We start from the raw sequence: 19,750 nt of genomic DNA, 5'->3' as shown, positions 1-19,750 counted from the left end.
TACCCTTCCGGCCAAAAGCGGCAGTTCATTTGGTTTGCTCCAGCGTCCGGTGAAGGCTGGTCTCGATTTATGGCTGACCTTAAAGGCTGGAGTCGTACTGGAGTTGTCGTCCGGCTCGGCAAATGAATACTGTTCTTCAAGCGACAGCTCTCCTCTAAACTATAGGAGTTTGCCTTGATCTGAGCGCTAGCCCAGAGAATCGAACGCAACAAGAACGAAGGGGAGTTGGGTGTCTATCGTCAAAGAAGAGTATCAAGGCCTTCCGCCGAGGGGTGAGAAACTTTGTGATGTAGTTGTGCTCGCACAGGCCTGGAAAAAGTCGCACACTTACGTCCGCCGGCACAACTGGTACGCCGATGTTCTGGAACTAGATGCTTCGACCATCGACCTAGAGAACCAACTGATACGTTGGGCGGCGGAGGTCTGCCATGTCGATTTCCGACCGAAGGACCTGTTACTCGTTCCCGCACCCAAGAACGCGCGCTGGGGGTTTCGCCCGGCACCAATCATTACCTCGTTCGACCAGTTGTTGGACCTTGACCTCGATGACCTGGGTTCCGAGCCGACATTTGAGGACTGGATACCTACCGAATCATATCAGTCAGAAGCGCCTGGCGAACAGCTACGACAAGATCTGCCGCGTCTGAAGTTGCGACCGCTGTCCCATCTGTCCATTCGTGATCAGACTTTGGCGACGACGGTGATGATGTGCTTGGCGGAGGCTGTGGAGTCCGCACAAGGCGATACGACAAACAATGATTTAGTGGCAATGCGTGCAAGCGGTGTGGTGAGCTACGGAAACCGCCTGCACTGCACATGGGCCGTCAATACTGGTGTTCGACCCCGAGCTCAATTTTCATGGGGCAACAGCAGAACATATCGCCAATATTTCCAGGATTATCGGGCGTTCCTCTCTCGCTCCCGTCGAATCTGTGCAGAACTGGCCCCTCACTTGCGGCCACGGCAGGAGCTGTTTGTGGTGTCTCTGGACATCAAGTCGTTCTTTGACCATATCGACAAAAACGCTTTGATCGCGGAATTGAAGATACTGGAGGACGAACATCGGATGGAACAAAAACTGCCTGACTCAGCGGCAGCTGACACGGTGTTCTGGGAGCGCGTCGCAAGAATTTTCTCCTGGCGGTGGCGTTCCGAAGATCAGCAAGAAGCTGAGCTAATCCGCGGTGGAGAGCATCAAGATCTTGAGCTTGGGTTGCCTCAAGGACTGGTTGCTTCGGGATTCCTAGCGAATGCCTATCTGGTTCGATTCGATCGTGAAATGCAGAAGTCTGTAGCTGACGGTGCCATGGTTGGCGACGAAGTCAAACTACTGGACTACTGTCGGTATGTCGATGATATGCGCCTCGTTGTTGAGGCTAAGAGTGTGCCTGGCGGGCTTGGCCAAGCAGCGGTATTGGAGCATGTAAAACGTCATGTAACCTTGGTCCTGAAAGAGCATTGCCACCGCATTGGTGCACAGAGAGTGCTCGAGTTGTCGTTGGAAAAATGCGTGACCACCTCATACCGGGCGATTTCAGCTCAAAGCCATGCATCGGGCCTAATGGAGATGCTCAACGCAGAGTTGAGTGGTACCTTCGACCTGGAATCTCTGGCGCAGGCGGCAGGCGGCCTTGAGGGACTACTGTGGGTGTCAGAGCAGATTGAAAGCGTTGCCGACCCAAAGCCATCACGATTGTCGTTGGCGACGGTCGCTGTGCCCAACACTGACGTGCGAGACGATACCGTGAAGCGGTTTGTCGCGACACGCATTGCCCAACTAATGCGGCACCGGCTAGCGATGACGGATCTCGAAAGTCCTGTGGGCTCGGGTGAGACTACTAACGACCAGGTGACACAGGGCGTAGTTCTGTCGCATGAATTCGAGTCAACAGCACGTAAGCTCATCAAATGCTGGGCCGAGAACCCCGCGCTTGTCTTACTGCTGCGGTGTGGCCTGGATCTGTTTCCACACCCTCGCCTACTGAGTCCTGTGATCGAAGCGCTTAGCATTAAGTTGTTCGACGTAGCTGCGGACTTGGACACAGGCAAACGCAGGCAGGTGCGTGTGGCGGAGTACATACTGGCCGACCTCTTGCGAGCTGGTGCAGTGGAGACTGGCTTCCGTGACCCGGAGGAGTATCCGGACGGCGTGGATATTCAAGGCTTCCGTGAGGACCTTGGCGGAATCGCACGCCGCGTTTTGACCGAACGAACGTCGTCGCCTTGGTACCTGCGCCAACAGGCTCGCCTCTATCTGGCTTCCATTGGTGACTCTTCGCTCGCTGCAATGGTCGAAGTTGCCGCCGAGGTGCAGATGTACGCAGCATTGCAACGTGCGGCGCTGTTTGAGCCCATGCAGGGTGAAGCACTGAAGGAAGCTATACCCCTAGCTATCGTCGCGCAGCAATTGCAGCCGAATGCACGACGCTTCGGCGTGTGGTTATCAGAAGGGCTCCGGTGTACAGATGACGAGGGGATCCGAGAGGCAGTTGTGCGCTCCGTGGCACTAAGCCGCCCAGACTTGCTGATGGCAGCGCTGAACGGGCGACGGGCATCGAACTGGCGCCAGTTTGTTCCGCCCGCTCTGGTTCAAGCCAATAAGCGCTCGAATAGTTCGCGTAGACACCCGGCCAAGTTGAAGAGCACCCTGCCACTTCTGCAAATCATCAGTGAATCGAATAACCTTTTCGATCAGGAAAACGCTCTGCTCATGCTCGCTGATGCGTTGCTTCGCCACCCCGACGCAGAGGAGAAATTGTCCGCAGGGAAGAGCGCTGCTGATATTGTGCTTCGATGCGAGGATTGGTCAAAACTACCGGAACTGCCTGAGCAGCCAGGCTTCCTACATGTAGAGTCAATTGAGGGAGACGATGCGACAAACCCCTTGTATGCCAGCCCACCATGGGTGGTGCCTGAAAAAGCCTGGCTCTACGGGCTGGGTCGCATCCTGCGCTCGGCTCTTACCGGAGAGTTTGACTTCACGAGCCGTCGTTATCTTGTCACTGAAGATGTAGGCCGATACAGTGGGCTACGCAGCACCTGGTTCAAACGCCGATTCGGTCTTTTGAATTCCGGACGTGGGCTTTTGAACGAGCCAGGACCGGTGTCGCCGTGGCTTTCCAGCCTGCTTTCAACTCTCTTGCAATGGCCTGGAGTTGAGTTCCGCGCTAATGCCGCGTTGGCAGCGGGCGATGTCCGGACCGCTGCCGAACTACTCGTGCTTGTTCAGGAGCGCATCGTGGTGCAACGCGGGCTGTTTGGCCGTCGAAGTAAGACGCCGATGTATGTGGTGCCTGTTGATGACCATGAGCCCTTACAGGATCGGCCACTACGCGTGGCTATCATTCAACCGATGCGCCCGTGGCGAGAGGAATTTAATGACAAGGACCCGACGCACTGGACACCGGGGACTTTGGCCGGGCATCGTCGCCACTTGGCCGAGGTTTGCAGATTGGCCCATCAGAAACTCAAGACTTGGGCGTCGGCAAGTTCTGCGATAGCGTCCGACAAGACTGATGGTCCGATGGTCGATGTCATCTTGTTCCCTGAGCTGGCCGTACATCCGGAACATGTCTTCCTGTTAAGACGACTTTCAGACAAGGTGCGAGCTAACATCTTCACTGGCTTAACGTTTCTCCACTCGCACAAAGCGGGTGGCACTGTTAATCAAGGCCTATGGTTGATTCGAACCGAGTCCTCGGCGCATGGCCGGGCTTTTCAATACGCCTGGCAGGGCAAGCAGCATCCGATGAAGGATGAAGTGAGGATGGGCGTGAGGGGGCATCGGCCACATGTAACCCTGGTTGAATTGCCAATTGGTGCCAAGTCACGCACCCGCATCGCGGCGGCCATTTGCTACGACGCCACAGACCTCGATCTCGTCGCCGACCTTCGCGACAGGTCGGACATGTTCTTGGTCGCAGCATTGAATCAGGATGTTCAGACGTTCGACAACATGGTGGCGGCGCTGCACTTTCACATGTATCAGCCGGTGGTCCTTGCCAACTCGGGCGAGTTCGGCGGTTCGACAGCACAGGTGCCTCTACCCAAGCACGAGCGCCTCATTGCACATGTGCATGGAAATCAGCAAGTTGCGGTTAGCGTGTTTGAGGTCGACCCGTCTCTCTTCAAGTCCACATCGGCAACCAAGGCTCCGAAGGTTTTAAAGACTCCGCCGGCTGGATATAAGGGACGCCCCGATAACTGATGCCAGAAGAGTCAAGTCACAGGACGCAGAAGTCCTGTGCCGATATGTTGTTTAAGGAAGTCTGAACCGCCTCGGGGCAATTCATAATGCCAATTCGTCGAGCGTTAGTGTTTCGCCTTCGTCATTGCTAAGGAATTCCGCTTTGGGTCGCGATGAGCCTGCCGCGGCGCGTAGATGCAGTCATCCGACTTGGTACGCGGCGAGCCGTGCAATCGAGCGGCCGGTTCTGAGGGAGAGGCGGCCGTTAAGGACTGGTGGCCTTCAACGACGGATATTGGTGGTTGCTGCCGCTTAGGCACTGGACAGTGAATGACTCAGATCAGCTTTGAGCAGGCATCGCTTTGCTGTGCCCAACAATCTGCCATCCGTACCAAGACAATAGAGAATTTGCGCAACCGAGAGGAAGCGTGATGCGCGAGAGCAAGTATACAGACGAGTAGGGCTATTGAGTTCATCAAGCATACACATGATGATTGTCATGAGCTAAAGACTTCTTCCAACAGGTACGACCAAAGGACGCTGCGAGGGATTGGCGGTGACCCCTTGGGCACTCCCTTGGGTCTGACATAGTCGGCAGAATGCGATAAAATGCATGAAAATTCAATGAGAAATTAGACATGACTGAAGCTGCTCTATCTGCCGTTGAGCCCCTCCGAGGGGCCGCAGCTCATCTTGCGGATGAGTTGCAGGCCGGTCGTGTCTATCGTCGCGAGGACCTGGCACGTCTGTCCACCGCAGTGGATAGGCATCTCCGTGAGCTGGTAGCCACAGGAAAGCTGAAAAAACTTGCTCAGGGCCTCTACCACGCGCCGAAGCAGTCCAGCTTTGGCCCGCTGCCACCAACTGATGACCAAGTGGTGGGGGGCTTTCTTCGTGACAAGGACTTTTTGGTGTTTTCACCCTCGGCCTACAACGCCGTGGGTCTTGGTACCACTCAGCTCTATAACCGCACGCTGGTCTACAACCACAAGCGCCATGGTGTTTTCCAACTTGGCAACCGGCAGTTCGATTTCCGAATGAAGCCGCGCTTCCCGAAGAAGCTGACCCCCGAGTTTCTGTATGTCGATCTGCTAAACAACCTTGAAGAGTTGGCCGAGGATCGTGATGCCGTTTTGCGCCAAGCGCGCAGCAAGCTGTCCTCGTTCGACTCAGTCCGGCTGCAGCGGGCTGCCGACAGTTTTGGCAATGTGGCGACGCGCAAGCGCCTGCGGGAGTGGATGAGTGCCTGATTTCCTGCACGCGCGGAAGGACTTTGATCAGTTGCTTGCTCTTGTCGCTGACGAACGAGGGCTTGATCCTATGTTGGTCGAGAAGGACTACTGGATCATGCATTGCCTGTGGGGTTTGCAGGCACAGGGCTTCCAGTTCGAACTAAAGGGAGGGACGTCGCTCTCGAAGGGCTTTGGTGTCATCCACCGTTTTTCTGAAGACATCGACATTCGCATCGAGCCGCCCGCCGACATGGATGTGAAGACGGGGCGCAATCAAGACAAGCCAGCGCACGTCCTTTCGCGCCGTGCGTATTACGACGAACTGGCGGCGCGTATCCGTATCCCAGGCATCGGCAACGTTGAGCGCGACACGCAATTTGACGACGACAAGATGCGTAGCGCCGGCATTCGCTTGATATACACGCCGCGCGTATCGGCATTGGCAGGCGTCAAAGATGGAATTTTGTTGGAGCTTGGGTTTGACGACACGGCACCCAATCGAGCTGTCACGATCTCGTCATGGGCTTTCGATGTTGCCAGAGATCGCGGCGTAGACGTGTTCGACAACCGTGCAGTAGCGGTACCTTGCTATGCGCCGACGTACACTTTCGTCGAGAAGCTTCAGACAATTTCCACCAAGTACCGTCGCTTGGGTGAGTCGGAGGCGTTTCCGGGCAATTTCCTTCGGCACTACTATGACGTGTACTGCCTTCTGGGTTTGGAGGAGGTGCAGGTATTCATGCGGAAACCGGCCTACCAGGAGCGTAAGGCGCAGCGCTTTCGTAGTGGCGACGAGCGGGTGATTGCACGAAACCAGGCATTTGTCCTTGCTGACGCTGCACAACGCGAGCGCTTCGCGTTGGAGTACCGCAAGACGCAAGCGCTGTATTACCAGGGCCAGCCAGATTTCGATGCGCTGGTGGCCCGAATACATGAGCACATCGACGTGATGTGAGCTGTTGATCAGTTCTTCCCAGCAACGGCATGCAACCAACCTCTTCATGCAGAACCAATTCAAAGAAGCAGCAATGCTGGAGCGATCACGAAAAGCCGTGCTGGACAACGCGGATTGGTTGACCGTAGCCGAGATTGCCGAACGTATTGAATCGAATCAAGCCCGCCTGAGTGAGCTATTTGGGCAATGGGTACGAGAACGGCGGATTTTTACGATTCGCCGCGATGGTGTCGATTATTTCCCTGGCTATGGTTTGGATGCTGGGGCAGGGTGGCAGCCTTTTAAGGGGCTGGAGACCGTACTGGAGGTCTTTGGAGATGCCAGGGATGGCTGGGGCCTGGCCTACTGGTTCCTTTCGGCCAACAGCTTTTTCGGCGGGAGACGTCCTCAAGACACATTAGCGTCAGAGCCTGAGCAGGTTATCGCAGCCGCGAAGGATGAGATGCAAGGTGTCGTGCACGGCTAAATCCTGCGGAACACCGTCGGTGGACTCCATTGGTGCGGGACCGCAGACGCCACAATTGCAGAAGCACCTATGGGAGATGGCTCAGGTACTGGCCATGACAATCGAACTGACTGGCGACGAGAAGCGAGCAGCGTTCCTCTTGTGCAATTAGCCGTTGCGTGCCTTTTGCGGTAAGACGGCCAATTCACTCGTCCAGGAGGGGAGGACCGAGGCGGTCACCACTTATCTGGAGTCGTTTGCGGGTGGCTCGGCGGAGTAACCTTTTCCCTAAACGGATGGTTAAGAGTTTTTATGACGTGTTCGAACTGCTTCAGTTTCTAGTTCTCGCGGTGCAGTAGAAGTGCCAGTAGGGTCTTCTGACATCGCCATTGCGGAGTGATGGTAACGAAGTCGCCGCGCCTCATTCGGCCCGGTCGTCCACGTCCGCCAAGGCATCATTTATCCACTGCACTAGGTCAGCGTCGGTTTGGTTGGCCTTGACTACCAACTCGGTTTGATAATTAGCTATATTGATAGGAGTTTGAGGAATCCATGATTTGCGCACTATAGGTCAGCAAATTCCGGGGAGCGAGGGGTTTAAAAACCCTTTTTAAATCAATGATTTGCGAATCAATCCCAGTTTGTGAATGAACTGGGATTTGGGTGTAAGTCTTTGATTTTTTATGGGAATTTTTGTCTTGCCTTCTTAACGAAGGACAAGGTTTTGATGGTGTCAATGACGGTATCAGTCTACCTCGCTTTTAATCAGATTATTTACCGTCTCGCCAGGTAGATGATCTGACGGTAAAAATTCCGCGAAAAGCTAGGTTTCATGCGGATTGCGAGGCAGTTGGCACGTTCTTGTCCAAGGTGTTCGTCGATTACGCTCACATTAAGATTGCACTTCTTCCCAAATGCGAGTAAAGACGTTGGGTGTTTCTGGTTGCGGTGCACAATATTCGTAACTAATAGTTTGCGGTGGTAGGAGGGGGCAAAGCATGGCGAGGCGAAAGAAATCAGGAGTGGGTGGGGGCATTGTTGCAGTCGTCGTGGGACTGCTGGTGCTGTTGGCTGCTATTCCGCGCGAGATCTGGATCGGGGTCGGCGTGCTCGCCGCCATCGGCGTTGGCATCTATCTCTATCTCAAGTCCAAAGGCGGTGCTCAGGAGACCGCTCGTCCTGCTCGCGCTGTTCCTTGTCCCGAGAGTCGCGCGCCGGTTGCGCCGAGCCCGGCGGTCAGTTCGCGCGTGTCCAGCCGACTCCATGACGATGAGCAGCCTGTAGCGGTTGCGGCCAGCCCAGCACCTGCCACACCGTCGTTTCGCATCCCGGCCGCGCCCAAGCGCTTCGGCCTCGGAGCCTGGGTTCCTGCCGGAGAGGCGGTTGAGCTCGGGGGCGTCTCGATTCCCGGTGGCCTCATCTATGTCGGCACGTCGCTGCCCACCCCCACGGGTGGTAATGATCCATGCCTCATCGATCCGTCGAAATCTGTCGCATCCAGTGGCGATTACACAGAGCGGCAGATGGGCTACTGGCCGAGCTACTCGGAGATTTCACCTTCCGCCCGGCGCGCCTATCTGAACTGGCTGGCAGGCGGCAGGCAGGATCCCGAGGCCGATGTTGGGTACGTCTTCATCTTCTTCTACGGGTTGGAGCGCCGCGCCATTCTGGATGCCTCGAAGGACGACGCAGCCAAGGCCGACTGGCCTGTGATTGCCGCGGAACTGCGCCGGTTGCTGGACATCTATGGCGACAAGTCGGGCTCATTCCGAAGCTACGCGGGCTCGCTGCTGGATTGGGTCTCTCTGGCCGAGCACCCCGAGAAGGCCTATCTCAAGCCTATTCCGAGTTTTCCCAAGACCTACGAACTGCCTCTCTACATCCGTGTCGCCCTTGGCCAGGCGGCGGTCGATGGCGTGCCGGTGCCGGCGCAACTGGCACTGGCCTGGGCTAAGCTGGATCCGACCAATTACCTGCGAACGCCTGCAACGCGTTGTCCCGAAGAGTTCGACAAGCTGTTTGTGTCGAAGTACCACGAGATATTCGGGCAGGGCTTGGCCCTTCCGAGAAACAAAACCAAGATCAAGCTGGTTCATCGCCCCGCCTCTGCCGGCTTTCGCGGGTACACGGACCTGACCCTGTCGTTTGGGAATACGCCGGACGTCACCGTGCTGACCGCGCCCATCAACAAGCTGCGCCAGGTTGTCGAGGCGGCCACGAAGGAACTGGAGCCGTTCAGCCGCTATGTGGGGCGGAATCCGGATGGCAGGCATGCGCTGGAGGGGCTGCTGCAATTGCCTGCCACGCTGTGGCCCGAAGGTGCCCAGAAGGCCTTGCATGATCTGAAGGCACGTATGGGCGAAGGGATGATCGCCATGTCGTTCCAGGAACTGCTGGGCAGTCTGGATGCGAAGACGACGCTGACGCGGGACCGGACGCTGGCGTTGGCGCGAGCGCTCGAATCCTTGAGCATCGGTATCGAGCCCGATGTCCTGGGTGGAGCCAGGCTGCCCAAGCCGGACGAGACGGTTGTGCTGTTCGCCGTTCCGCCGGGCGAGGCGGCCAGCCGCTCGACGCCGGCTTATCAGGCCGCTGTGCTGACCCTGGATCTGGCATCGGCCGTCGCTGCTGCCGATGGCGAATTCAGTGTTCAGGAAATGGCGCATCTCCGGGCACAGGTGCAGTCTTGGGCTCACCTCACGCCGAACCATGTCTGCAGACTTCTGGCGCACCTGCGTCTGCTGATGACGACGCCGGCATCACTGACCGCGCTCAGAAAGAAGCTGGAGCCACTAGACGCTGACGCCAAAGAGACCATTGCTGCCTTTATGGCCACGGTTGCGCAGTCCGATGGAGATGTTTCACCGATAGAAGTGAAGATGCTGGAGAGGGTCTATAAAGCCCTCGGCGTCGAGCCCAAGAAGGTGTTTTCCGACGTGCATGCCGTGGCGGCAGGAGCAAAGCCAACGGCGACGGCCGTCGCGAAAGTCGAGGAGACCGGGCTCAAGCTCGATCCCGCACGTATTGCTGCCCTCCAGAAGGATACCGAAGCCGTATCGGCGCTGTTGTCGGAAATCTTCAAGGAAGAAAATCTGCCCGAGCCGGTGCTTGTCGAACCCGAGCCTGAAGGCAATACCGAGGCGACATCACCAGGACTGCTCGGCCTGGACGAGGCGCACAGCGCGCTCGCGCGCCTGCTGCTGTCGCGGCCGGAATGGACAAAGGACGAGCTCGGCGACGCCGCTGCCGACCTGGACCTGATGGTCGATGGAGCCATCGAAGCCCTCAACGAGGCGGCCTTCGACCTGCACGACATACCGTTCACAGAGGGCGAGGATGTCGTGACGGTGAACCCTGAACTCCTGGAGAAGCTGGAAGCATGAACGCACCGATCCGCCCCAGAGACCGCGACGCGGTCATCCAATCGTTACGTGCGGGTGTCGTGCCCCGCAGCGGTCAGCACCTGATCCAAGTCGGCCGTGCCCGGGAAATCGAGACACTGGTAGCCGACATCGCCCGCATTGCCGATGGGGGCTCGGCATTCCGTGTCGTCATCGGCGAGTACGGTGCTGGCAAGACCTTCTTCCTGAATCTGGTGCGTGCCGTGGCCCTGGAGAAGAAGCTCGTGGTGGCGACGGCCGATCTGAACCCGGACCGGCGTCTTCACGCCAGTGGCGGACAGGCCCGTTCGCTCTATGCCGAACTCATGCGCAACCTGTCGACCCGAACCAAGCCGGATGGGGGCGCGCTTGCGGGCATCGTCGAGAAGTTCATCGCCACGGCCAAGACGGAGGCCAAGGCATCCAGCCAATCGACCGAGGCGGTCTTGCGCCAGAAGCTCGACCAACTGACCGAACTGGTGAACGGCTACGACTTCGCGGACGTCATTGCTGCCTACTGTCGTGGCTATGAGGAGGGCAACGAGAAGCTCAAGTCCGATGGCATCCGCTGGCTGCGGGGGGAATTCGCAACCAAGACCGATGCCAGGCAGGCTCTCGGCGTGCGGAGCATCGTCGATGATTCCGAGGTCTATGACCAACTCAAGCTCATGGCGCGCTTCGTGCGCTTGGCCGGCTTTTCTGGCCTGCTAGTTGGCCTGGATGAACTGGTCAATCTCTACAAGCTGGCCAACACGCAGGCCCGCAATGCGAACTACGAACAGATCCTGCGTATCCTCAACGACTCGCTGCAAGGCACAGCCGTGGGCCTCGGGTTTGTGCTCGGCGGGACGCCGGAGTTTCTGCTGGACACCCGGCGTGGGCTCTACAGTTATCCCGCGTTGCAGAGTCGTCTTGCGCAGAACACCTTCGCCTCGGATGGCTTGGTCGACTACAGCGGACCGGTGGTCCGGCTGTCGAGTCTCACGCCCGAGGACTTCTACGTCCTGCTGCAGAAAATTCGCTCCGTCTACGCCTTCGGCGACGCCGACAAGTTTCTCGTTCCGGATAAAGGCATCTTCAGCTTCATGGAGCACTGCTCCAAACGCATCGGGGACACCTACTTCCGAACGCCGCGCACGACCATCACGGCCTTCATCAACATGCTCGCTGTGCTCGATCAGAACCCTGGTGCGGCATGGCAGGACTTGCTGGGCGGAATAGAGGTTGCCGCGGACAACGGCGGCGTGACTGATCAGCAGGTCGAGGCGGACGACGGCGATGAGTTCGCCTCGTTCAAGATGTGATGGTCCGCGTTTGAACACATGTCCGGCGACAGCGCTTCCTTCTTCCTGCTAGACGAGCGTATCCAGCGTTTCCTATGGGCCGAAGGCTGGGAGTCGCTGAGAGATGCCCAGGAGGCGGCCATTCCGCTGATCGTCAAAGCGGACCGTGACGTCATCGTGGCCGCCGCCACGGCCGCCGGCAAGACGGAAGCGGCATTTCTGCCGGCGCTGACAAACCTGCTTCAGGCGGAGTCGCAGGGGCTCATCGTCTACATCAGCCCGCTCAAGGCGCTCATCAATGACCAGTTCGGTCGCCTCGACCGGCTGTGCGAGCAACTGGAAATTCCGGTGTGGCCCTGGCATGGCGACATCTCTTCTTCGGCCAAGGCACGCTTCCTGGCGAAGCGGCAAGGGGTCTTACTGATCACGCCGGAGTCCCTGGAGGCAACGTTGTGCCATCGAGGTACGTCGATCGGTGCGGTGTTCGACCGGCTGAAGTTCTTTGTCGTCGACGAGCTTCACGCCTTCATCGGATCGGAACGCGGCAAACAGCTTCAATCCCTGATGCATCGCATCGAGCGGGTCATCGGTCGACAGGTAGCGCGTGTAGGCCTTTCCGCGACCTTGGGTGACATGCGCCTGGCTGCCGATTTCCTGCGCCCGGGGCAAGGAGGCTCGGTCGCATTGGTGGGGTCGAAGTCCTCCCACAGTGAACTGAGAATCCTGGTCAAAGGCTACGAGGAGCCTCTGGCCGTGCGCAATGAGGATGGCGACGAGGAGCCGGAATCTGTCACCCCGGCCAAGATTGCCCTGCATCTGTTCCAGGGCTTGCGCGGCACGAACAATCTGGTCTTCCCGAACTCGCGCCGTGAGGTCGAACGCTACACGCACCTTCTCAACAAACTGTGCGCGCAAGAGAAGGTGCCCAATGAGTTCTGGCCGCACCACGGCAGTCTGTCGAAGGAGATCCGCTCGGAGACCGAGGCGGCCCTGAAACAAAAGGAATTCCCCGCGACGGCCATCTGTACCAACACGCTGGAGTTGGGCATCGACATTGGCGCCGTCAAGAGCGTGGCCCAGATCGGCCCGCCACCGTCGGTAGCCAGCTTGCGACAGCGCCTGGGGCGGTCGGGTCGCCGCAAGGGAGATCCGGCCATTTTGCGGGGCTACAGCGTGGAGAACGCGCTTGGCGGGAAGCCGTCGCTCGCCGACGAACTCCGGCTGGAGACGGTGAAGGTGACGGCGATGATCTCGCTGCTCCTGGATGGCTGGTTCGAACCACCCATGGCGCATGGCGTTCACCTGTCGACGCTGGTTCAGCAGATACTGTCCTATGTGGCACAGAACGGCGGAGCGTCCATCGGACAACTCCACGCGATGTTCTGTGCTTCCGAGACCCTTTTCACGGGGCTAGACAAAGGTGAGTTTGTGGAACTCGTTCGCCATCTCGGCCAGAAAGAACTGCTTATGCAGGAGTCCAGCGGTCTCCTGCTGCATGGCCGTGTCGGCGAGAAGTTCGTCAACCACTACACCTTCTATGCCGCGTTTGCCGCTGACGAGGAGTTCCGCATCGTCTGCGGCGGGAAAACGCTCGGCACCTTGCCGGTATCGCAGATGCTCAGCGTGGGTCAGCGTATCCTGTTTGCTGGCAGGACCTGGCTGGTGGAAGACATCGACGAGGAGCAAAAAAACATATTCGTCGTCCGCTCTGGTGGCGGGGTGCCGCCGTTGTTTTCGGGAGGAACAGGGCGCACGCACACGCGCGTTCACCAGCGAATGCGCCAATTGTTCGAGTCCTCCGAGGTGCCGCCGTTTTTGGATGAAGTGGCCAGGCGGTTCCTAGCCGAGGGCAGGGCGAACTACGCTGAGCGAAACCTGGCGAACGGCTGCGTCGTGGACCAAGGGCGGGAAGTGGTACTTCTGACCTGGCTTGGGGATGCCGCCAACGAAGCGCTGGCTTGCCTGCTCCGCCGGCGAGGCTATTCGGCCAATGCGGCCGGCCCGGGCATCGAAGTCGTCAAGGGGGCTTCGGGTATCGAGAGCATCGTCGATGCCCTTATCGATGCGGCGGTGGATGAGCCTCCGCCGCTCGACATGCTTCTGGTCGACGTCCGCAACCTGCAGCGCGAGAAGTGGGATTGGGCTTTGCCCGATGGACTCCTACGCAAGGCGTATGCAAGTCTGTACCTGAACCTTGAAGAGGCTCTCTCTTGGGCAAGGGCACTTCCTGGTAATTACGCATTCCATAGCCGTGAGTCACCGTTGAATCGGGTGGATGAGGATGGAGCGGCTAGTGCAGCGTAGCAGTCGTTTGGTTAGGGCGCCATATCGCTGCGTACAAGCTGGCAAGAGGCATTGCGCAGTTTTTCGGCCGGTTTACCGGCCGTTTTCACCTCGACTGCAATGGGCGCACTATGCTCTTGGTTCATTCCGAGCTATGCCACCGGGCAAGCATCTCCATCAACTGGACCGGCAGTCGCAAGGCTGACTATCTGGAGGCGTTGACTTAGGAACTGCTCAGACCTAATGACCAGCCTCTCGATGCGTACTTACGCCCACTGTTGGGAGACGCACCGGCCAAGCGTACCTTGCTCGAGCAACTGGTGGCCTTGCCCGGTTTGGACGGTCGTGGTGGTGACGCTGGCCAGGAACTCGATGTGGCCAATGCAGCGGATGATCCGCAGGCCAATCAAGGTTACCTGGATATGAAGCGATCGCGAGGAGAGGGCGATAGCGGCAAGTGATACGGTGGACCTGAATAGGCTGACGGGACCAGTTCGCGATGAGTTAGGTTAGCTGTCCAAGTCACCGGGGTCTGGTTTTCTAGCGCAGTCGATGGGCTTTGGCGGCACGCCATGGGACGGCCTGGTACTGACTTGACGGTATCGGGTGAGCGGGACTTGGGGCGCTTCAGGAGCCGATACCGTCAAAGCACGGGCACCCTCCCGATTCCGATACCGTAAACTCCTCCGAAGAGGCTATTTCTGATACCGTCAGAACAGTGGTGAAAGTCGTCGCTGGTACCGTTGGGCTCTGGCTTTCGGAGTACGATTTCCCTGTTGGAAGTGACCCATCAGGACAATTGCAAGGTCGCGAAGGGGCTCTACAGTTCAATGGGCTACCATGGGCCTACATGAAACCGCTCTGGCAGGGCCACCCCAGCGAGACCAGTCGGCCGGTATCCCTGACGGTATCAAGCTCCCCACCCCAACCCGAAACCCTTGCCACACAACGCTCTCCACGGCCCTATTGACAATCGAGTGGGAGTGATCCCGCAGTTTGTCACGCGGTGAATGAGAAAGGCGCTTCGGCGCCTTTTTTATTGGCGCACCGGGAGGCCGCACCAAGCATCCCGCTGTAGATGGATATGTTGCGCGACAATGTCGCAGCGCTGGGCCAGACGATTATGCGACCTATGATGAATCAGATCGACAGCCTATTCATCGTTATTGATTAGGAATGAAATGGAAAATCGGTATGGAAAGCTTGCATCCTGGGTCTACAACCTCGATAAGCCAGTCGGTCGGTCATTCGGGGATTTGGAGTACTACCGGCAGCTTCTCAGTGAGTGTGAAGGTCCAATTTTGGAGCCTGCCGTAGGTAACGGTCGAATTTTTGTGCCGTTGCTCGAAGCCGGCTTTCCTATCGAAGGTTTCGATGCATCAGAAGAGATGCTTGATTATTGCCAGGATGAGTGTCGAAGGCGGAATATTTCTGCGAACCTGACACGGCAGACATTTGAAGGGTTCTCTTACGACAAGAGCTTTGCCGCCATAATCATCCCGGCAGGATCACTGCAATTGATTACGGATGTAACGCTAGCAGCGGCAGTGTTGAAACGGTTTTATCAATACTTGGTTCCCAATGGGAGACTGATCGTAGACCTCGACTCGATCGAAGGTTTTTTTGGCCCCTCCGGTTCTATTCGTAGTTGGGTGACGGAGAAGGGTGATCTGTTGACGCTGACGGATCATCGGGTTGAAACCGATTACATAGCTCAGACGACACTTTCCCATCTCCGCTATGAGCATTGGCGGGATGGGAACTTGGTGGCGACGGAACTTGACCTATTCAAGCTGCGTTGGTGGGGTGTCGAGGAGTTCATCCTCGCTTTGCGCGCTGCTGGTTTCATTGATGTGGTTGCGTCAGGCAGCTACCAGCACGGACGCTCCCCACAAAAGGGCGACCAAATCATCAGCTTTGAAGCGCGGCGCCCTTAAGAGCGTAGCAATGTGATCTTTTCCTCCGGGAAGGCGGCGGGGTATCGGACTAACCCGGATTTCGCGGATAGTTTGAAGATTTCCATGGGCGACGCCAGCATGGCGGACGTGGCGAAGGGGGGGGAAGGTAGTCTGACTCTTGACCTATGGCAATATCGGCTGCCCGTCATGGAACTTGCGATCCTGCCGAGCCTCCAACGTCGCTACGGGCAATTTGGCGGAACCGTTTTGCCCCTGCCGTCCAATAGCGCCCACCTTCTAGTTCCGCGGCACCTGCTGCACACAGAGCGCCAGGCGCGCCTCGCCGCCCCATGCTTGGAAGGCATCCTTAGCCTTCTGGACGGTAGCGGCCTCCTTGGTGCTGTCATATGGAGCCGGCGCGTCTTTGAAGTAGATCCAGAGCACGTTTTTGGCGTCGACCTGGCCTTTGTACCGTTCGCTGCGCTGGATGGGGTCCTTGATGGCCAGGCCTGCCGCGAGTCTCGCCAGCGCGACGCTGCCTTCGCCTATTGCCGGCCCGGCGTCGCCAACCACAAATGGCACCGCAATGCGCGTGTCTTTGTTGTAGGCAACGCCGAAGCTTCCCATTTTCACGCCCTGGGCCATGACTGAATCCGGAACGACGGCGGCGGGCACGCGCAGCGGATTGAGGTATCTTGATTGGTCCGCCGCGTCGACGATGGTGCTATCCGCTAGCGCGGTGGGCGATACGTAAAAACCGGAGCCGTCTTTCTGGAGGACGGGGACGACGGACTTGATAGTCACGCCATTGAGCTGGACTTGGTCTCGCCCCAAAACGCCAAACCACCTGATGACGCCGACGGAGGTGTCCTTCCAACCGGCCGCGCCGATGCGAGCGTAGTCGTCCATGAAGCGCCCCGTGCAAGTCGGATTGTCTTTTGAAGCGTTGTACGAGGTGCCATCGGGCGCATAGGGCCGTCCGGCGTTGCACAAGTGCAGCAGGGCGCCAGCGCTTGCGTTTTGGGGGTGGTAGGCCCGCGCGTAGCCGTCGATGTTGATATTCATCTTGGAGTAGGCGGCGATACCTCCATCCGCCAGCTTCCATGCGCGCGCCACGCCTCCGACATTCCTGAGTTCAGCCCCAGCGCAATCCTTCGCATGCGCTGCCGGAAGACCCAGCAGATTGGAAAATCCCAGTGTGGCGGCGAAAGTCAGCATGCGGGCCGCCCGAGAACCAATATCCCTTCCCATTTTCCACCTCCGGTTTGGCGACGAAGTCTTAGAAGAAGAGCCTGTTACACGCTTTGGATGCACGCTGGAAGGCGTTTCGGAATAATCGCGATCGCCCGCGATCGTGCGGACATCCAGTTTCGAGGGTATCGGGCCCTCTTGCAAGCGCAAAGCCATGGCGAAAAAGGTGACGGCCGCCCGGCAGGCGCGTTGATATATCAGATTCCCCTGACGATAATCATTCCACTGTTGCCAGCTAGGGAATCGTCATGCAGAAGCCTTACCCCGCCACGGCGGCCGACCGGATACGGCAGACGCTGGAGGATCAGATCGTCAATGCCGAACTGCCCCCTGGCCTGGCGCTGGACGAGACCTTGCTGGCGCAACGCTGCGGTGTTTCGCGCACACCCGTGCGGGATGCCTTGCTGCAGCTTTCCGCCCAGGGGTACGTGCACATCAAGCCTCGTGTCGGCATATTCGTGGCAGCGCTTGAGCCTGGCGAACTGGCCAATATGTTCGAGACCCTGGCTTACCTGGAAGGCTTGTGCGCGGGGCTGGCGAGCCAACGGATCACCCAGTCGGGGCGCCGGGACCTGCTGGCAACGCATCGCGATGCCGAGCCGGACCTGGCCGCGCTGCGCCCAGGCGGTTACGCCGCCGCGAACCTGGCGTTCCACGACGTCCTTTATCGCGCCAGCGGAAACGACTACCTGATCCAGCAGATCATGGCGATCCGCAAGCGCACGCATCCGTATCGGCTGCGTCACTTCGACCAGCCGGGCCGCCTCGCTTGTTCGTGGCGGGAGCATGCCGGCATTCTGGAGGCGGTGCTGGATGGCGACGAGGGGGCGGCTTCGCGGGCCGCCACGCGCCACATCGTCGAGGGCGGGCAGCAGTTCCGCGAGTTTGCCGAGCGCTTTCCGCAGGGGCTGTTCGCCGCGGTGGGAAGCATGCGCGCCGCGGAGCAGGCTGCGCCGGCGGCGGCCACGCTGGCCTGGTTGTACGGCCCGCGCGTGGCCGGCAGGCATTCCAACCCGATCAACTGAACCTCGCAAGGCGTTTGCCGGCGCAAGCCGGGGGCCTCGTGTTGCCCGGCGCTTTTGCGCCATTGACCAAAACAGAGACAGGAGACTAGCCATGTTCCATCGTGCTGCAGGCCTTGCGGCCGCCGCGTTCATTGCCGCCGCGAGCCCGGCCGCGCAGGCGCAGACTACGCCGGTCAAGATCGTCGTCGGGTTTTCGCCGGGCGGGGGCGTGGATACGCTGGCGCGCTTGCTGGCGCAGGGGCTGGCGCAGGCCATCGACCGGCCCGTGGTGGTCGAGAACCGCGCCGGGGCAGGCGGCACGATTGCCGCGGACGTGGTGGCGCGGGCGGATCCGGACGGCGCGACTCTGCTGCTGGCGGATACCTCGTTGCTGCTTGCTCCGCACATCTACCCGAAAGTCAATTACCGGATGAGCACCAGCTTTACGCCTGTCGCGATGGTGGGCGACGCGGGGCTGGCGCTGGCGGTGCCGGCGTCCAGTCCGGCCGGCTCGCTGTCGGACTTGTTGGCGATGGCTCGCAAGGAACCCGGCCGCTACACCTACGCTTCGGTGGGCGTCGGATCCATGCACCATCTCGGCGGGGAACTGATCAAGGCGATGGCGAACGTGGACATGGTGCACGTGCCTTACAAGGGCGGCAGCCCGGCCGTTCAGGCCGTGGCGTCGGATCAGGTGTCGGCCGCCATCTCAAGCCTGCCCGCGGTGATTCCGCAGGCCAGCGCCGGGCGCATCCGCATCCTGGCGGTCCTGGGTACCGATCGCTTCCCGGGCTTGCCCGAGACGCCCACGGTGGCCGAGACCTTGCCCGGCTTCGATGCCACACCCGCGATATTCCTGCTCGCTCCGGCCAAGACACCGGCAGCCGCGCTTGAAAAGGTGACGCAGGTACTGCCGAAGGTATTGGCCGAGCCGAAGTTGCGGGAGGCGTTCATTGCGCAAGGTTCGCTGGTGCGCTATGAGCCCGCCGACGCGCTCGCCGCCTGGCTGCCGGCACAGGAGCAGCGCTGGGTCGATCTGATCTCGCGAGCCAAGTTGACGTTCGCCCCTTGAATTATCGGTATCCACCAGAAGGAGACGCTTTCATGCAAGACTCAAACACGCCCATTATTGGCATGATCGTGCCGCCGGCCGCCGGCCTGGTGCCGGCGGATGGTGCGCGCCTTTATCCCGGCCTGCCTTTCATCGCCAGCGGATTGGGCCTGGGTTCGGTGACGCCGGAGGGCTATGACGCGGTGATCGAATCGGTCGTGGACCATGCGTGTCGCTTGAAGGAGGAGGGGGCCGCGGTAATCTCGTTGATGGGCACTTCCCTCAGCTTCTACCGGGGCGCGGCCTTCAACCGGGCGTTGACTGCGGCGATGCATGACGCCACCGGCCTGCCGTGCACGACTATGAGCACGGCGGTGCTCAATGGCTTGCGCGCCCTGGACGTGGCGCGCGTTGCGCTGGCGACGGCCTACATCGACGATGTGAATGACCGCCTGGCGGCATTCCTTGCCGAAGAGGGCTTGGTCCCCGCCGGGTGCCGCAGCCTGGGCATCACGGGCGTGGACGCCATGGCCCGCGTGGACACGGACACGCTGGTCGAGCTTTGCGTGCGCGCTATCGAGGCGGCGCCGGACAGCGATGCAATCCTGCTGTCCTGCGGCGGTCTACAGACGCTCGACGCCATTCCGGAAGTCGAGCGTCGGCTGGGCGTGCCCGTCGTGTCCAGTTCGCCCGCCGGGTTCTGGGACGCGGTGCGTCTAGCGGGTGGCGGGGCCAAGGTTGCGCCCGGATACGGCCGCCTGCTAGGCGCCTGACCGCCAGGG

General features: G+C 59.3%; 13 protein-coding genes. 12 read left to right on the top strand and 1 reads right to left on the bottom strand.

Annotated elements, in window-relative coordinates; translation table 11 throughout:
• Positions 1-229: 229 nt before the first annotated feature.
• The 9 genes from ADE01S_RS31095 (at position 230) to ADE01S_RS04105 (ending at position 15,701) form a co-directional block, all read left to right on the top strand.
• Complete coding sequence (locus ADE01S_RS31095) at positions 230-4,207, top strand: reverse transcriptase domain-containing protein (protein ID WP_075873231.1); 3,978 nt, start codon at positions 230-232, stop codon at positions 4,205-4,207.
• Positions 4,208-4,824: 617 nt separating this feature from the next.
• Positions 4,825-5,436, top strand: coding sequence for a hypothetical protein (locus tag ADE01S_RS04135; RefSeq protein ID WP_062680194.1), 612 nt, complete (start codon positions 4,825-4,827; stop codon positions 5,434-5,436).
• On the top strand, positions 5,429-6,373 hold the full coding sequence (locus ADE01S_RS04130) for a nucleotidyl transferase AbiEii/AbiGii toxin family protein (RefSeq protein ID WP_062680193.1): 945 nt from the start codon (positions 5,429-5,431) through the stop codon (positions 6,371-6,373). The genes ADE01S_RS04135 and ADE01S_RS04130 overlap by 8 nt, the downstream gene beginning before the upstream one ends.
• Positions 6,374-6,419: 46 nt before the next feature.
• Positions 6,420-6,839 carry a hypothetical protein gene (locus ADE01S_RS04125; RefSeq protein WP_062680192.1) on the top strand — a complete coding sequence of 140 codons (420 nt, stop codon included), beginning with the start codon at positions 6,420-6,422 and terminating at the stop codon, positions 6,837-6,839.
• Positions 6,840-7,867: 1,028 nt separating this feature from the next.
• Positions 7,868-10,201: a tellurite resistance TerB family protein gene (locus tag ADE01S_RS04120; RefSeq protein WP_242663381.1), complete on the top strand. Its 2,334-nt coding sequence runs from the start codon at positions 7,868-7,870 to the stop codon at positions 10,199-10,201.
• Positions 10,198-11,502: an ATP-binding protein gene (locus tag ADE01S_RS04115; RefSeq protein ID WP_062680190.1), complete on the top strand. Its 1,305-nt coding sequence runs from the start codon at positions 10,198-10,200 to the stop codon at positions 11,500-11,502. Before ADE01S_RS04120 ends, ADE01S_RS04115 begins: the two co-directional genes overlap by 4 nt.
• Positions 11,503-11,520: 18 nt before the next feature.
• Positions 11,521-13,785, top strand: coding sequence for a DEAD/DEAH box helicase (locus ADE01S_RS04110; protein ID WP_062680189.1), 2,265 nt, complete (start codon positions 11,521-11,523; stop codon positions 13,783-13,785).
• 284 nt (positions 13,786-14,069) lie between these two features.
• Positions 14,070-14,225, top strand: coding sequence for a hypothetical protein (locus tag ADE01S_RS31475; protein ID WP_156494247.1), 156 nt, complete (start codon positions 14,070-14,072; stop codon positions 14,223-14,225).
• Between the two features lie 720 nt (positions 14,226-14,945).
• Complete coding sequence (locus tag ADE01S_RS04105; RefSeq protein ID WP_062680188.1) at positions 14,946-15,701, top strand: methyltransferase domain-containing protein; 756 nt, start codon at positions 14,946-14,948, stop codon at positions 15,699-15,701.
• Between the two features lie 258 nt (positions 15,702-15,959).
• Here ADE01S_RS04105 and ADE01S_RS04100 read toward each other — a convergent pair whose 3' ends face one another.
• Positions 15,960-16,880, bottom strand: coding sequence for a glycoside hydrolase family 75 protein (locus tag ADE01S_RS04100; protein ID WP_075873232.1), 921 nt, complete (start codon positions 16,878-16,880; stop codon positions 15,960-15,962).
• Positions 16,881-17,161: 281 nt separating this feature from the next.
• Between ADE01S_RS04100 and ADE01S_RS04095 the strand changes: the two genes are divergently transcribed.
• From ADE01S_RS04095 to ADE01S_RS04085, 3 genes are all read left to right on the top strand, one after another.
• Entirely contained in the window at positions 17,162-17,938 is a 777-nt protein-coding gene (locus ADE01S_RS04095) for a GntR family transcriptional regulator (RefSeq protein WP_062680186.1), read from the top strand.
• A gap of 91 nt (positions 17,939-18,029) precedes the next feature.
• Positions 18,030-18,989 (top strand): Bug family tripartite tricarboxylate transporter substrate binding protein, encoded by a 960-nt coding sequence (locus tag ADE01S_RS04090; RefSeq protein WP_062680185.1) that lies wholly within the window; start codon positions 18,030-18,032, stop codon positions 18,987-18,989.
• A 32-nt stretch (positions 18,990-19,021) separates the two neighbouring features.
• Positions 19,022-19,741 carry an arylmalonate decarboxylase gene (locus ADE01S_RS04085; protein ID WP_062680184.1) on the top strand — a complete coding sequence of 240 codons (720 nt, stop codon included), beginning with the start codon at positions 19,022-19,024 and terminating at the stop codon, positions 19,739-19,741.
• Positions 19,742-19,750 lie beyond the last annotated feature (9 nt).

Source organism: Achromobacter denitrificans NBRC 15125 (assembly GCF_001571365.1).
GTDB classification, from domain to species: domain Bacteria; phylum Pseudomonadota; class Gammaproteobacteria; order Burkholderiales; family Burkholderiaceae_B; genus Achromobacter; species Achromobacter denitrificans.
This window is presented reverse-complemented; position numbering and strand designations above follow the sequence as displayed.

What these genes read in the sequence shown, in the direction of transcription:
- ADE01S_RS04085 (WP_062680184.1), top strand. Translation starts at nt 19,022, where the DNA reads ATGCAAGACTCAAACACGCCCATTATTGGCATGATCGTGCCGCCGGCC.
- ADE01S_RS04105 (WP_062680188.1), top strand. Translation starts at nt 14,946, where the DNA reads ATGGAAAATCGGTATGGAAAGCTTGCATCCTGGGTCTACAACCTCGAT.
- ADE01S_RS04090 (WP_062680185.1), top strand. Translation starts at nt 18,030, where the DNA reads ATGTTCCATCGTGCTGCAGGCCTTGCGGCCGCCGCGTTCATTGCCGCC.
- ADE01S_RS04125 (WP_062680192.1), top strand. Translation starts at nt 6,420, where the DNA reads ATGCAGAACCAATTCAAAGAAGCAGCAATGCTGGAGCGATCACGAAAA.
- ADE01S_RS04135 (WP_062680194.1), top strand. Translation starts at nt 4,825, where the DNA reads ATGACTGAAGCTGCTCTATCTGCCGTTGAGCCCCTCCGAGGGGCCGCA.
- ADE01S_RS04100 (WP_075873232.1), bottom strand. Translation starts at nt 16,880, where the DNA reads ATGCTGACTTTCGCCGCCACACTGGGATTTTCCAATCTGCTGGGTCTT.
- ADE01S_RS04115 (WP_062680190.1), top strand. Translation starts at nt 10,198, where the DNA reads ATGAACGCACCGATCCGCCCCAGAGACCGCGACGCGGTCATCCAATCG.
- ADE01S_RS04095 (WP_062680186.1), top strand. Translation starts at nt 17,162, where the DNA reads ATGCAGAAGCCTTACCCCGCCACGGCGGCCGACCGGATACGGCAGACG.
- ADE01S_RS04110 (WP_062680189.1), top strand. Translation starts at nt 11,521, where the DNA reads ATGTCCGGCGACAGCGCTTCCTTCTTCCTGCTAGACGAGCGTATCCAG.